This window comes from Clostridium pabulibutyricum (assembly GCF_058242705.1).
Window position 1 is genome coordinate 1 of the sequence record NZ_JBZAYZ010000020.1, and the last position, 13,464, is coordinate 13,464.

Annotated in this window: 15 protein-coding genes; all 15 read right to left on the minus strand. The window is 33.6% G+C overall.

What is annotated here, in order from left to right:
* Positions 1-725 (minus strand): 2-dehydro-3-deoxy-phosphogluconate aldolase (gene dagF / locus AC4CVH_RS15165; RefSeq protein ID WP_490787555.1); only part of this gene is annotated, 725 nt, incomplete at its 3' end.
* A gap of 19 nt (positions 726-744) precedes the next feature.
* A complete protein-coding gene (locus AC4CVH_RS15170) occupies positions 745-1,851 on the minus strand; it encodes a DgaE family pyridoxal phosphate-dependent ammonia lyase (protein WP_490787383.1) in 1,107 nt (368 codons plus the stop codon).
* Positions 1,852-1,889: 38 nt separating this feature from the next.
* Positions 1,890-2,714 carry a PTS system mannose/fructose/sorbose family transporter subunit IID gene (locus tag AC4CVH_RS15175; RefSeq protein ID WP_490788574.1) on the minus strand — a complete coding sequence of 275 codons (825 nt, stop codon included), beginning with the start codon at positions 2,712-2,714 and terminating at the stop codon, positions 1,890-1,892.
* A 6-nt stretch (positions 2,715-2,720) separates the two neighbouring features.
* Positions 2,721-3,467: a PTS mannose/fructose/sorbose/N-acetylgalactosamine transporter subunit IIC gene (locus AC4CVH_RS15180; RefSeq protein ID WP_490788575.1), complete on the minus strand. Its 747-nt coding sequence runs from the start codon at positions 3,465-3,467 to the stop codon at positions 2,721-2,723.
* A gap of 22 nt (positions 3,468-3,489) precedes the next feature.
* Positions 3,490-3,981: a PTS sugar transporter subunit IIB gene (locus AC4CVH_RS15185; protein ID WP_490788576.1), complete on the minus strand. Its 492-nt coding sequence runs from the start codon at positions 3,979-3,981 to the stop codon at positions 3,490-3,492.
* Between the two features lie 16 nt (positions 3,982-3,997).
* Entirely contained in the window at positions 3,998-4,402 is a 405-nt protein-coding gene (locus AC4CVH_RS15190) for a PTS sugar transporter subunit IIA (protein ID WP_490788577.1), read from the minus strand.
* Between the two features lie 82 nt (positions 4,403-4,484).
* On the minus strand, positions 4,485-7,337 hold the full coding sequence (locus AC4CVH_RS15195; protein ID WP_490788578.1) for a sigma-54-dependent transcriptional regulator: 2,853 nt from the start codon (positions 7,335-7,337) through the stop codon (positions 4,485-4,487).
* Positions 7,338-7,508: 171 nt separating this feature from the next.
* Positions 7,509-8,141, minus strand: coding sequence for a hypothetical protein (locus AC4CVH_RS15200; protein ID WP_490788579.1), 633 nt, complete (start codon positions 8,139-8,141; stop codon positions 7,509-7,511).
* 133 nt (positions 8,142-8,274) lie between these two features.
* On the minus strand, positions 8,275-8,916 hold the full coding sequence (locus AC4CVH_RS15205; protein WP_490788580.1) for a hypothetical protein: 642 nt from the start codon (positions 8,914-8,916) through the stop codon (positions 8,275-8,277).
* Positions 8,855-10,105: a hypothetical protein gene (locus AC4CVH_RS15210; RefSeq protein ID WP_490788581.1), complete on the minus strand. Its 1,251-nt coding sequence runs from the start codon at positions 10,103-10,105 to the stop codon at positions 8,855-8,857. The genes AC4CVH_RS15205 and AC4CVH_RS15210 overlap by 62 nt, the downstream gene beginning before the upstream one ends.
* Positions 10,105-10,824, minus strand: coding sequence for an ABC transporter ATP-binding protein (locus tag AC4CVH_RS15215; RefSeq protein ID WP_490788582.1), 720 nt, complete (start codon positions 10,822-10,824; stop codon positions 10,105-10,107). The genes AC4CVH_RS15210 and AC4CVH_RS15215 overlap by 1 nt, the downstream gene beginning before the upstream one ends.
* A complete protein-coding gene (locus AC4CVH_RS15220; protein ID WP_490788583.1) occupies positions 10,796-11,095 on the minus strand; it encodes a hypothetical protein in 300 nt (99 codons plus the stop codon). The genes AC4CVH_RS15215 and AC4CVH_RS15220 overlap by 29 nt, the downstream gene beginning before the upstream one ends.
* Positions 11,085-11,612 (minus strand): RNA polymerase sigma factor, encoded by a 528-nt coding sequence (locus AC4CVH_RS15225; protein ID WP_490788584.1) that lies wholly within the window; start codon positions 11,610-11,612, stop codon positions 11,085-11,087. The genes AC4CVH_RS15220 and AC4CVH_RS15225 overlap by 11 nt, the downstream gene beginning before the upstream one ends.
* A 189-nt stretch (positions 11,613-11,801) precedes the next feature.
* Positions 11,802-12,863, minus strand: coding sequence for a DUF4179 domain-containing protein (locus tag AC4CVH_RS15230; protein ID WP_490788585.1), 1,062 nt, complete (start codon positions 12,861-12,863; stop codon positions 11,802-11,804).
* Entirely contained in the window at positions 12,853-13,419 is a 567-nt protein-coding gene (locus AC4CVH_RS15235; RefSeq protein WP_490788586.1) for a sigma-70 family RNA polymerase sigma factor, read from the minus strand. The genes AC4CVH_RS15230 and AC4CVH_RS15235 overlap by 11 nt, the downstream gene beginning before the upstream one ends.
* Positions 13,420-13,464 lie beyond the last annotated feature (45 nt).

Here is a 13,464-nt window from a genome sequence, read left to right on the forward strand (position 1 = left end):
TACAATTTCTTTACATCCTCAGTTCTTGTTTTTCCAGTTTGCTTGTCTATAATCGAAGTATATACATGAAGCATAACTTTCTTTACTCCTGCATCTAGGCATGTCTTCAATATTTCCTCGAAATTCTTCGTATCTATTCCGCCTGTCGGCTCTATCATAGGAAGATCATGTCTTGCGCATGCCTCCGCAAGTGCTTTAAGCTCTTCTATGCTCTTCAATCCTCCCATAGGGAAAAACTTTATTGAGTCTACTTTCATATCCTTCAGCATCAATACTGCTGTGTCTGCATCTACAACTGCATCTTCTGCCTTGGAACTTAAAAGACCTGTTGAAATCTTGACTTTTCCAGGAGTTCCGGTAGGGCTTACAAGAGAATTTACCATTGTATTTTCTGCATTGTTTGCCATAAGCATTCCTCTTGCCACAGGTGCTCCTGTAAATACTTCATTTACATGTCCCGCATCCGTTGCTGCTGCTATCTTTGCCGCCTTTTCCCACTGGCTTGGATCTCCTGCTCCAAGTCCTACTGATACCGTAGGTATCTTCTCAAGCCATCTTTTTACCTCGCAAATTCCTTCATCAACTGAATTAAACTGTTTTGAGAGCACTCCTACCGCAACGTGTCCATCTGCTGCATCAACTACTTCTGCTGCATTTTCTACATCCTTTGCAAGAACATTTATTGCAACTTTGTCTTTATAAAAGCTTATCTTTTTTCCTGCCATAATTGTAATCTCTCCTTATTTATCTATTTATGATTTCCTTTAATCTCTTCACTATAATTTCCTTGTCTCCCTCAAGCATAGGCCTTGGGTCAAAACTCATGAATCCAAGATTAACCTTGTGGTTTCTCCCGTATATTATCGGGTTTCCAGAGCTCAGTTCTTCTGCAACATGCTCCGCATTCATACCGAGAGCTGCCTCGTCCACCTTTACCTCTGCCCTGTATATCTCTCTTCCTGCTTCGTCTTTTATAATTTTGCACTCCAAACCATCTATCTTATTTATTTCATCCTTCAGATAATTTACAATGCTCTTCTGTCTCTCTACCTGTTTCTTTTCATCTTTATTCGTATACAGCTCAAGTGCTTTTAAGAGCCCCATTATACTCTCTTTTCCAACTTTCATGGCTCTTCCTATTCCCTTGTACTGCTTCTTTGCATAGGAGATGTACTGCTTTTTCCCTGTTACAAAGCCGGAGGTTATTGCCTCTATTGCTTTTGCTCCACTGTATACTACAAGATCAGCACCGGTTTTAACGTATTTTTTCAGGTCTTCCTCCGCAGCTGCATCTACCAGTATAGGAAGGTTGTGTCTGTGTGCAATTTCAACCATGTCTTCAAGGGAAACCATTCCCTTCTGAACGCAGTGGTGTGATTTTACATACATAAGTGCCGCAGTCTTGTCATTTATTGCATTTTCAATGTGCTCTTTTTCTACTAGATTTGAATATCCAACTTCTTTTGGCACACCGCCTGCAAGTCTTATCATTGTTGTCATTGGAGCACCATAGTCAACTGCATGTCCTTTTTGAATTATTATCTCGTTTTTCAGTCCGTCGCTTTCAGGAAGTCTCTGAACCAGGTCAATCCTTCCTTTTGTTATAATTCCAGCTATGGAAAGGACTATTGCCGCAGATGCACAGGATGTTACGCAGGAATCTTCGGCTCCAGTATACTGTGATACTATTTCTCCTGCCCTGTCAAACAGATCATCTATTACTACATAATTCTGTCCGCCCTGCTTTGCAAATTCTGCTGTTTCGTCGCTTATAGTTGATACACCCAGAAACGTCATCCTTCCAGATGCATTTATTACTCTCTTCAAACCTATTTCTTCGTAAACGCTCATAAATTTCCTCCTATATAAAAACAATACAAAGTAAATTTCTAAAGAATTCCAAGTAGAGATGAAACCACACTTATAATTACTATAGCTAAAAGTATTGTAGTATATCTTGGTCCTTTTTTAGTAAGGTAATAGTATATTCCAAATACAGCAACAAGAGGCAAAATACCAGGTGCCATTTTATTTAAAATATCCTGTACTACTATGCTTGAACCCTTGAGGACAGTAATTTTAAATGGTGTTTTTATAGTTACATAACTGGCAGAAAGAGCACCCATCATTATAAGTCCAAGTATATTTGCACTGTTTATTACTTGCTTCATCTTTCCATCCTGCAGAAGTGTTATTATAGATTTCTTTCCAACAGTATATCCTTTAAAACAAAACATATAGCTTATTGCAACTGTTATTCCTGTATATAATATAAGCGGCATTATTCCTCCCATTGCACTTCCACTTGATGCAAATGGGATAAATATTGAAATTATAAGAGGCATTATTGCTCCCCAGATTATAGAATCTCCCATTCCAGCCATAGGTCCCATAAGTCCTGTTTTTATACTTGTTATAGTATTCTCCTCAATATCTTCACCTTTTGACCTCTCTTCTTCCATGGCTATTACCATGCCTTGTATAATAGAACCCATTACACCTTCTGTATTGAAGAAATTGAGATGCCTCTTCAGAGCTTCTGACAAATCTTCCTTTTTTGAATATAACTTTTTAAGTATAGGTACCATAGATGCACAAAATATAAGACTTTGAAGTCTTTCATATGAATTTGAAAGTTCCGCTCCCATATAATAAGTTAGCCATGATTTTCTTATATCATTCTTTGTCAATTTTACTTCATTTTTATTTTCCATGCGAAATTACACCTCCACTGCACTAGTATTATTTCTTGTAAGCAACGCTATACATGTCCCAAATATTGCAACTGCCATTATATCAATCTTCAAATACAGAACTGCGAAGAATCCCAATATAAAGAACGGTATGAGTTTCTTTTTTCCTATCACCATAATTGTTATGGCAAATCCCAATGCCGGCAAAATTCCACCCATTATTTCAAAGGAATGAGTCAGCCAGTAAGGCATGATTTTTAAAAAGCTGTTTACAACCTTTGCTCCATAAAAATTCGCTGCAAATACAACAGGGAATCTGATTATAAAACCTGCAATAGCCGGATATAGAAAAGCCGCTCTCATAATTCCACCTGTGTTTGCATCTTCTGCATATTTATCAGCCATATGAACCCATGCAGCATTTATTGTCCTTCTCAGTTGGTCAACAAACACTCCAATAACTCCAAACGGTATTGCAAGTGCAATAGCCACATTCACACTCATGCCTGCTTTTACTCCAAGAGGTATTGCAATACATGCGGCAAGTGCTGGATCTGACGGAACATTTCCTCCCGGTGTAGATGTAACTCCAAGATATACAAGCTGCATACCTGCAGCAATAGTCATTGCTTTCTGCATATCTCCCATTATAAGTCCTACGAATACTCCTATTACTATCGGTTGTATGAGCATGCCTGAAAAAGTATATCCAAATCTCAAACGTGAAAACCAATAATAAATTCCCATTAAAATAGCAACAGCTAAAATACTCACTTAATATTCCCCCTTAATTTTATTATGAATTGTACTTTTTCAAAATAGTTTTCAAGTCCCTTGGTTTATCTTCCGGAATTGTCTGAAAGAAAATTTTTACTCCTTTTTCTTCAAGCCTGTTTAATATTTCTACATCATTATCATCAAGCGTTATATTCTGAAATACTACTTTTCTATTTGGACCGCCTCCAAGTCCTCCGACTTGAATCTTTTCAAATTCAATTCCGCCTCTTATAGCCTCATCAAGTGACATAAGGTTCGGGAACAGAATAAGTATATTGCCAGTTCCAAATTCATTTTCCTTCCATGCATCCACTGCTTCTTTCAACCCGAAGCAGTCAACTTTAATGCTTGGTGGTGCTGCCATCAAATAAATATTTTTCATAAACGGATCTTTTATCAGTTCATCACTCACAACTATAATTCTATTTGCTTTCGATTGACCAACCCATTTAGTTACTACTTGTCCATGAATTAACCTGCTATCAACTCTGCAAAGTACTATTTTTCCCATGACAATTCTCTCCTTTTTATTTGAAATTAACTTCTTTTTTTACATTTTTACAACTCGCTCTTCCTGCATCCACAAGTTTGTCCGCAAAATCAAACTCATCATTATCTATTAAAGTAATGGCTTCTAACAGCATAGGTGCATTTAATCCTGAAACAACATTTACTTTAAAATCCATACTTAACCTTACTGCTACATTAGAGGTTGTCCCTCCAAATATGTCAGTGATGACAAGAGAATCCTCCGGCATCTCCTCCAATTTACTTTTTACTCTTTCGTAGAATTCCTTAAAAGTATCCGATGGATTCAATGCAATCTCATAAACTCCGTCTATTTCTCCTATAATCATTTTTAAACTTTGTATCAGTTTTGTACCCCACCCCCCATGTGTCAACAATAAAATCTCTTTTTTCTTATGATTCATCAAATTTCTCCTTTCATTCTGTCTGTCTATTTATTCAGCAATAACCATGCCATTGTTTTTGCGCAAAAAAAATTACAAGCTCTTACTTGAATAAAAGCTCGTAAATATAATGATATTCACCATCCGTAAGTTTTATATGATAATTATTTTCTACCTGCTTGAATGACACTTTTATTACAGATATTACGTTTTTATCATCCTTCACAGTTTCATCATATGGTATTTGTAACACCTTTCTGTCAACAACAACCCTTTCAACCATGCAGCAGCAGTGTATCATAAATCGCAATGCAATCCTTTTTGTAAACTTTGTATTTATTTCTTGACAGATACAATAGTAAACTTTTCTGATGTCTTCCAAAACCTTGTCTGGATTAAGAACTGTTATATATTTTATTATACTTTCCATACTTATTTCATTTATAAATCTTTTAGATACGTTCTCTATAATATTTTCTCTCTCCTGTACGCTATCTCCAAGCTCAAGTATACTGGTTAAAAGCTCAATTCCCTCTTCTGAAAAGAACTGTTCAAGAGATATAAAGGGTATATCGGGAAGTTCAACTTTAAACGTTCCAATTATACCTACAATTCTCTCTCCACTTTCTATATGGGTGGATAGCTTATTTATACTCTCAGTCTCTTCATAATCTATAACAAGTATTCGTATATTCTCTGAAATAAATTTACTGAAAATATCCTCAATTAATTTTCTTATCTTTACAGATGTGCCCATTCCCGTTATACACGAAATCACCAATACTTTTGTGGAACTGTAAATCTTGCCTTCACACATCTCATATTCAATATTTCTCTCTTTTAACTTCAATACCATGTTGTTAAACTCCGTCGTCTCATATATTACATATCTCTCTACTTCAAGCAGCATAAGCATGTTAACATTTTTTATCATAAGAACTTCTATATTAAACATTCTGCTGACTATCTGTCCAAAATATACCAACGAACCTATGTCTACAAGCAGAATAAGTTTCTTGTACCTGTAATTTTTAATTTTATTTACAAGTATATCCAACGTATCATTTACTGATTGATCTATTGGCATATCAATAGACTGCACTATGTTTTTCTCATAAAGACTATTACCGTAATCAGCCATACTTGTAGCTGTGGAACTTCCATGTGCCACGAGAATAACTCCACATTCAGAATTGACATCATTTTTGACTTTTCTATTCTTGAATTCATTGATTAAAAGGCTTATAAAAGCTATTTCTATATTCGGGCAATTTATATTAAATATATCTTCTATTTTTTTGCATATGTCCTTTGCATGTACATATTCCCCCCTGCAGCTGTCAAGCATGATGTTTGAATTATACACAGCAGGAATGGCTGCATCTTTGGCTATTGATACAAGTGTAGCAAAATGTACATTAAGATTATATACTATGTTATTGTCAAACTTTACACCGGCGTTTTTTTCTATGTAGTTTATAATTTCCCGCGTTTGATTACGTATCTGCATGTTATCCAATTCATTTACTTCTTCGGACACTTCATTATATTTTTGATATATATCATAATAGAATATAGTGTCGAGTTTATTTTTTAAAAGGCTCATTATTTCGTCCAAGGGTACATCATTTTTTCTCAAATTCGTGTATTCTTTAAATATATAAGCATAAAATATATCTGATCCGTTATTTCTTGAAATATCCTTTAACCTCTTATTTATGTCTTCATATCTGTCCGGGTATATGCTGATATACCTTTTTCCATCAAACATATTTTCTAGAACCATCTTTACTCTCGTATTGTTTGACTTTTTATATTCGCCTACAAATTTTTTGTCAATAAAAAGATACCCCTTATTATTGGATATATTTTTTAAATATGCCTGAGCACATACAAATTGAATATCCCCTTTTAACTGCCCTACATTTTCATCAAAGTTTTTTACAAGAAGATAGTACATAAAATCCTTATCTATTCTCACCTCGCAGCTAATTTTAGTGCTTTCAGCATAAAAGAACTTGAATATCAGTTCTATTTTCTCATCCAAAGTCCTGTCCTTTAGTTCTGGAAGTTTAATAATTACCTGTATTCTTCTTACAAACGTCTTTAGCAGTGCCGACTTTATATCTTCTGTAGTTGCACATATCAATCTTAAGTTTACTCTTTCTTCTTCATCCGCCGATCCAAGCTTTCTGTACGTTCCCTTATCCATAATTGAAAACAGCTTTTCCTGTCCTTCCGATGGAAGTCTGTGAACCTCGTCAAGAAACAAAAATCCACCATTCGCATTCTTTATAAGACCTTCTTTTTCTTCGGAAGCTCCAGTAAATGCACCTTTTTTATATCCAAACAGATGGGACGTCAGAAGCTCGGGGTTGTTATAATACTCGGAACAATTGAAGTATACAAATGGGACTTTCTTTTTAGACAAATTGGTTTTCTGCATGAATTCATGTACCAATTCTGCAAAATACGTTTTTCCAACTCCCGACTGACCTATAAGCATCATGTTAAGTCCATTTGGAGGATATAACACCGCTGCCTTGGCCCTTGCAATTGAATCCCTTAAGCTTTTGTCATATCCTATAAGTTTGGAAAATGGATCTGAAACTTCACTCTTAACTTCACCACAATTATCTTGAATATTTAATTTGCAGTGTTTTAATATTTCAGACATACTTCTTACTTCACAAAATTTATTATCTATTTTATGATTAACAATAACCTCCATTGCACCTTTGTGAATAAACAATACCGGCCTGCTCTTTATTTTTATGACAAGTTTCTCCCTGCACAGCAAATTCAATTCCTTGCTTACAGTGTTTCTTGCAATTCCGACATTATTTCCTATTTGTTCAGCATTAAATCCAATATCAAACCCAGACATCAATCCATCTTTATCTATTTTTTCAGTCATTTTTTTTAACTCTTCGTATATTACATAGCGTCTACCCATAAAAATTTGAGCCCCCTGTAACTATCTTATTAAATAATTATACTTTATTACAACAATAAATGCTAAATTATTAAAAAATATAATTAATAAATACTATAATTACTCGGTAATCGTTATACAATTACTCAATTCATCACATGCATCAGACATAAGTCACAGCTCAAAAACAAATTATACAAAATAAACAAATCCGCCTCCCTGAGTCGTAGTAGCATACCAAAGAACAAGATCAATTTTTTTTACGATTCCTCCGTCCAGAATATATAAAAATATAGATTTTTTATCTTCTGTATAATCCAAAGAAATCACTGTAACCCAATGCCATTTTTCGAGATTTTTTTCACCGCCATTGCATAAATTAAGAAATGCCACAGGAACATCTTTAGCTAATCCTTTCTCTATGAAAGTCAATACTTCAAACATCTTTGGGCGCATATTTTTATCTTCAGGCAAATTACAACAATAATACTGCAAAGTTATTTTCTGCAATCCAGCATAGACAAGCATTTTGTCACAGAACATCTCAACCGACGGTATTCCATTTTTACTTGGAGTCACATAATTCCATATCTCTTCCATAAATGCAAGCCAATTTTCTTTGATATTCAAATTTTTTCCGAGTTTAAACACATTGTGAATACGATTCAAATAAAATATAATATTGGATGCTGCAGTAGGACCACAGCCTGAAACACGCTGCCACTCTTTACCATACCATTCCTGACTGCCTCCAAAATATACCTCATTGGAATTTGTGTCCAATATTTTAAATATACCTGGATTTGATATTGACCTATTAATCATACATAGCACCTCACATATTGATTTCAACTATAAACTTTAAACTCTATTGTAATTTATACAGTCAAATAGTTCAACAATATTATGAAATTAAAAGGTTGTTGACAAGCCTTACTTATCAACAACCTCCAATTTATCATCGTGTTTTTCTGCTCTTTATAACAATTGATACTATTATAAGAATAATGCTTCCAAGTAGAAGATAGTATTTCTCGTAAAAACTGTTGTTTTTCATCGACATGATATAAAAATTATGAACATATTTATTTCCAGTAATCATATTCATAATCAAATATCCCATGCTTATCATATACCCGGCAATGGTACTTCCCGATACAGAAGACGCAAACATGCCAAGACTTCCAAGAAATACTGCCGATACGAAAGTTCCCAAAGCATATTTATAAAAAGGAAATATACACAAATTGTACCTGAGCATTTCACAAAATCCCATTGTAAGAGAAAATATTAAAGCAATTTGAACTACTATTCTTAAAATATAAGGCTTAAAAGATGCCATGGACTTTGATCTTATAAGCTCGTATATTTCGCTTGCTTCCTCGGGTTTGAATATAGGTACAATAAGTATGATTCCAATTGCTGCTGCAAAATTTTCAAGACACGAAGCTGTATCCGCCATCTCAAGATTTGACACTCCTTGAAAAATTGGGATGGCACATAAGTAAAGTGCTGAAAATACAAAATACGATAATACATCAAGCCTTAGATTTATTCTTGCCAAGCTTAAATAATTTTGGCATCTTTGAATTGAAGTCAAATCTTCCCCTCCTTTTCTGTTCATAAACATAAATTGTAAGTAAAAGCATTATAAATGCCATCCCAATTATCACAAGCCTGTTTATATTAATTAAATTTTGATTGTTCCGTACAACCTCTCCAAGTCCTGAATCGTTGTGGCGTATTATAAGTGCAAACGTTGGATACTCCCCTGCGAGGTCAGTCGTAATTAAACTAAAAAACCATATAAAAACCTGAAATGCAAGTGCAATTACAGTATTTGTAAATGTAGTTAAAAGCATTCCAATTGCAATTACAAACATAAGTGTAGGTAGAATCCACCACATAATATATTTTACAAAGGCAAATGCATCAATGGATATATTTTTCATCAAAGAAAATTTAATAAATACACTTAAAGGTTCAATACTTATTAAAAAAACCGGAAGTATCATCATGAAAACCAATGCAAAAAATCTAGACAAAATCAATTTTGCAGATGATATGTCCCTAAAATACAGAAGCTCCTGCATTTTGCTGCGTTTGTCAGCTAGACACATGAATACTACTATAAAAATTGGCAGTATTCCCATTACTATACCAATATAATCACAAAACAACCTTGCATACCCCTGTGTCAATTTGTCCTTGCTCACTAAATACTCATGCTCTTTAAGTGCCTCCTCGTATGTCACGGGAACCCTTGTAAATCTAAGCATATCCTTGCTATTGTAAGATGAACCTCCACCTAAAATGGAATCGACTTTCACCATAAGTTCATTGAATTTATTAATATTCATATTACTGTCAACCGAGAATTTTTGATTTTTATCGTACATCAAACTAAGTTCTCTAATGCTTTTTCCTGTAACTTCCTCGAGGATTTTCCGCACCTTGATTTTGTCGTCACCTTTTAATCTTACTATCTTTATTACACCAAGTGGATATGTACTATATCTATTTTCCTCATATTCAAAATAAAGATTCTGAGATACATTGGGAATTGTCTGAATTGATATACTCGTAGCCTTTTCACCATAGGGATACCTGTGATTTTTTTCATAATACTTCTGAATATTAACCTTCTCAGGAGGTGAAGAATACTCACTTACTGCTTTCATGTCTGTAAAGCCCATCTGCGACGCATAAAACAAAATAACGGCACCTATAAACACATAGTAAATGTAACTTTTTAATATTCTTTTACATTCTAAAAAAAACAAATCCATTATATTTTTCCTCCCATTAACTTCATGTATCCGCCTATAATGCTGGGATTGTCATCATCCATGGTAGAAAGTCTTTCTATATTGCCTTGATATATGACATTTCCTTCCTTGAGTATGGCAACATTTTTACAGGTATCTTCTATATCCTCTATAATGTGTGTGGAAAGAATAACTATTTTATTATTGGCAATCTCAGAGAGCATATTTTTAAATCTTACTCTTTCTTCAACGTCAAGACCTGCCGTTGGCTCGTCCACAATCAGCACCTTGGGATCATGCAGAATTGCCTGGGCAATACCTAGTCTTCGTTTCATTCCTCCTGATAATGCCCTTATACGTATTTTCTGGCAATCATACAAATTTACCTTCTCCAAAAGCTCCAAAATTCTCTTTTTTCTCTTTATTTTAGGTATTTCCGAAAGCACTCCCAAATAATCCATGGCATCATAAACTGTCATTCCCGGATACATTGAGAAATCCTGGGGAAGATATCCAACTATCTTTCTAATCTCCTTTGCATTTTCTATAGGTATGCCGCATATTTCAATATTCCCATCTGTTTTTTTCTGCAAGGTTGCAAGAATTCGCATTAAAGTTGTCTTACCTGCACCATTCCTGCCAAGCAAACCAAACATTCCTTCCTCTATTTTAAGGTTCACATTGTTAAGTGCAACTTTTTTTCCAAAGTTTTTATTCAAATTTGATACTGTTATTTTCATAAATATTTTCCTCCAAAATTCTACTAGATAAAGTTTCATATATAAAAGAGCCGCTCAAAATTCCAATGACTAAAGGATATACTGCGCCTTCCATATACTTGGCAAAGAATATAAGAATTGAAAACCCAACAATACTAAACATCAAAATATATATTCTTTTAAATGTAATTTTTCTATTTAAATCTTTTGCCCGCATTTTTTCCATCTCTTCACATTCCAGCATTGAAACCTTTTTCCACATTCCATTTAAAAATTCTTCGTCACTTATCATTTTGCATATCCTCCTCCACATATTTTCTTATTTTATTTCTTGCTCTATAGATGATGATTTTTACCTGCGGCAGCGATTTGTCCATAATTTCCGCAATTTCCCTGTAACTGAAACCATAATACTCATATAAAAATACAGCATTTCTATATTCAAGCTTTAATTTATTAAGAATTTTTCCGGCATAAGTAAGTTTCTGACTGTGCTCCAGTACTTCATACGGAGAAAATTCCTCCGATATCAAATCCATTTGTTCATAACTTGAAACACTGCTTTTATTATTTTTTCTAATATAATCTATACATCTGTTCTTTATTATTTTAAACAGGAAGGATTTAAATGAATTCTTTAACTTGTAACTTTTTCTCTTTATATATATTGCCGCAAAACTTTCCTGTACAATATCCTCCGACATATGAATATCCTTTATCATGCTGTATGAAAATCCAACTGCACTTTTTCTATATTTGAGTACAAGTTTTTCAAAAGACTTTTTGTCTCCTTTTTTTGTATTTTTCATTAAAGTATTGTCATCACAAATTAAAACCCCCTCCTCTCATATGAACATTTTTTATTCTCTCATAAGTTTATACGTAAAAGCTTTAAAAAGGTTACACTTATAATGATTATTTTTAATATTAAAGCAAAAAATCATGCAGGAATATATTCTTCTTCCTACATGATTTTCGGTTTTAAACAATTATATATTCTATTTAATATTTACTGTAAATTCTTCTCCAACCTTTTTGTACTGACTTATATCAGGCTCTTTTCCACTTTTCTCGGGCATTTTTACTGCATAAAAATTCAACGTAAGTTTACTTGCCTCTTTATTAATATTTCCATCCAGTACATTCTGATACTGGAGAACAAAACTGTTCTTTGTGCCCTTTACAAGACTAAATTCCACATCATTGCCTAAGTCATCATGACCCTTTACACAAACATTGTAGGTTTCATTTTTTGTAGAATTGTTAACTATACTGCCATACATTTTTTGCCCTAAATCATTACTTGTATATTTTTTTACTATATATTCATTTCCATTGCCAATTACAAATTTTTTATCAATATTTATTGTATTTGTGTCCTTCTTCAACTGATCTCCATTTGTCTTAAATTCAAATTTCCATGTTCCATATTTATTATCAGACATATTTACCATCATATCTGAATACATGATTTTTATATTTAAATTGCCTTTTAAGTCTATATTCTTCATTGCACTTAAATCATACTTCATAACCTGCTGAGTCGTACTAGAATCTATATTTTTACTTCCGCCGCGAGCGCCGTCTACTCTGACTCTTTTATCATTTATATAAAGATGCATGTCACTGTCCCATGTATCATTTTCTTTAAGAACTCTATCAGAACTTATATTGCTTGATACCACAAGTTCATCGCCATCAAGCAACACCTCATTTAAAGTAACTGTAACTCCATTATCTGTAACTGATTTATTGACCACCGTATTATAACTGCTTAAATTTTTACCTATTCCAAGGAAACTTGAAATGCTCTCCCCAATCAAATCCACTCTTGAAATGGCATATGCCCTTGTAGCACCAAAACTCATTATTGCAATTCCCATTATAACAATTACCACACATGCAGATGCACATATTCTAGAGCTGTGCCTTTTTCCATTTATCGACTTTGTAATATTTTTTTTCAGCATTTTCATTTCAATATCATTGAAATCTTCTGCTTCATATTCATCAAAATCAAATTTACCCCTATTTAAAATATCATATATATTATTTGCCACATCCAGCCCCTCCTTTTTTTCTCAAAGAAAAAATATTTCTTATTTTTATTCTGCTCCGCGATATTCTATTGTATATTACATGTTTTTTGACTCCGAATTCCCTGCTGACTTCATCTACATCCATTTTCTCCACATATACCTTATAAAAAATATCCCTGTCTTTTTCGCTCAGACAATCAAGAAGTGATTCAAGTTCAGAACTCAACTCATTTTCAAGTGCTTTTTCCTCGACATCATCCCGGCTTATATTCAAATCATTTATATTTTCATGATTTAGTTCTTTTAAATATTTTCTCTTGTAATCTATGCATTTGAATCTACATATTCCAGCCAGCCAGTTTTTAAAATCTCCCCTATTACATTCAAAGCTTTCTATATTATTCCACACCCCCAAAAGTATGTCATTAATACATTCCCCCTGCATATTTTTCATATTGTACATGTGTTTTTTTACAATGGATTTTATTACCCAGCCATACTTTTCCATAACGTAGTAGAGAGCTTTTTGATTTCTATTCTCCAGCTGTTTTATAAAATTATTTTCATCTATTTTCATTTTTACCTCCCTTGTAAATTTGTATATACACTTTATATTTCGCAG

What these genes read in the sequence shown, in the direction of transcription:
- AC4CVH_RS15170 (WP_490787383.1), bottom strand. Translation starts at nt 1,851, where the DNA reads ATGAGCGTTTACGAAGAAATAGGTTTGAAGAGAGTAATAAATGCATCT.
- AC4CVH_RS15175 (WP_490788574.1), bottom strand. Translation starts at nt 2,714, where the DNA reads ATGGAAAATAAAAATGAAGTAAAATTGACAAAGAATGATATAAGAAAA.
- AC4CVH_RS15185 (WP_490788576.1), bottom strand. Translation starts at nt 3,981, where the DNA reads ATGGGAAAAATAGTACTTTGCAGAGTTGATAGCAGGTTAATTCATGGA.
- AC4CVH_RS15190 (WP_490788577.1), bottom strand. Translation starts at nt 4,402, where the DNA reads ATGAATCATAAGAAAAAAGAGATTTTATTGTTGACACATGGGGGGTGG.
- AC4CVH_RS15195 (WP_490788578.1), bottom strand. Translation starts at nt 7,337, where the DNA reads ATGGGTAGACGCTATGTAATATACGAAGAGTTAAAAAAAATGACTGAA.
- AC4CVH_RS15200 (WP_490788579.1), bottom strand. Translation starts at nt 8,141, where the DNA reads ATGATTAATAGGTCAATATCAAATCCAGGTATATTTAAAATATTGGAC.
- AC4CVH_RS15210 (WP_490788581.1), bottom strand. Translation starts at nt 10,105, where the DNA reads ATGGATTTGTTTTTTTTAGAATGTAAAAGAATATTAAAAAGTTACATT.
- AC4CVH_RS15215 (WP_490788582.1), bottom strand. Translation starts at nt 10,824, where the DNA reads ATGAAAATAACAGTATCAAATTTGAATAAAAACTTTGGAAAAAAAGTT.
- AC4CVH_RS15220 (WP_490788583.1), bottom strand. Translation starts at nt 11,095, where the DNA reads ATGATAAGTGACGAAGAATTTTTAAATGGAATGTGGAAAAAGGTTTCA.
- AC4CVH_RS15225 (WP_490788584.1), bottom strand. Translation starts at nt 11,612, where the DNA reads ATGAAAAATACAAAAAAAGGAGACAAAAAGTCTTTTGAAAAACTTGTA.
- AC4CVH_RS15235 (WP_490788586.1), bottom strand. Translation starts at nt 13,419, where the DNA reads ATGAAAATAGATGAAAATAATTTTATAAAACAGCTGGAGAATAGAAAT.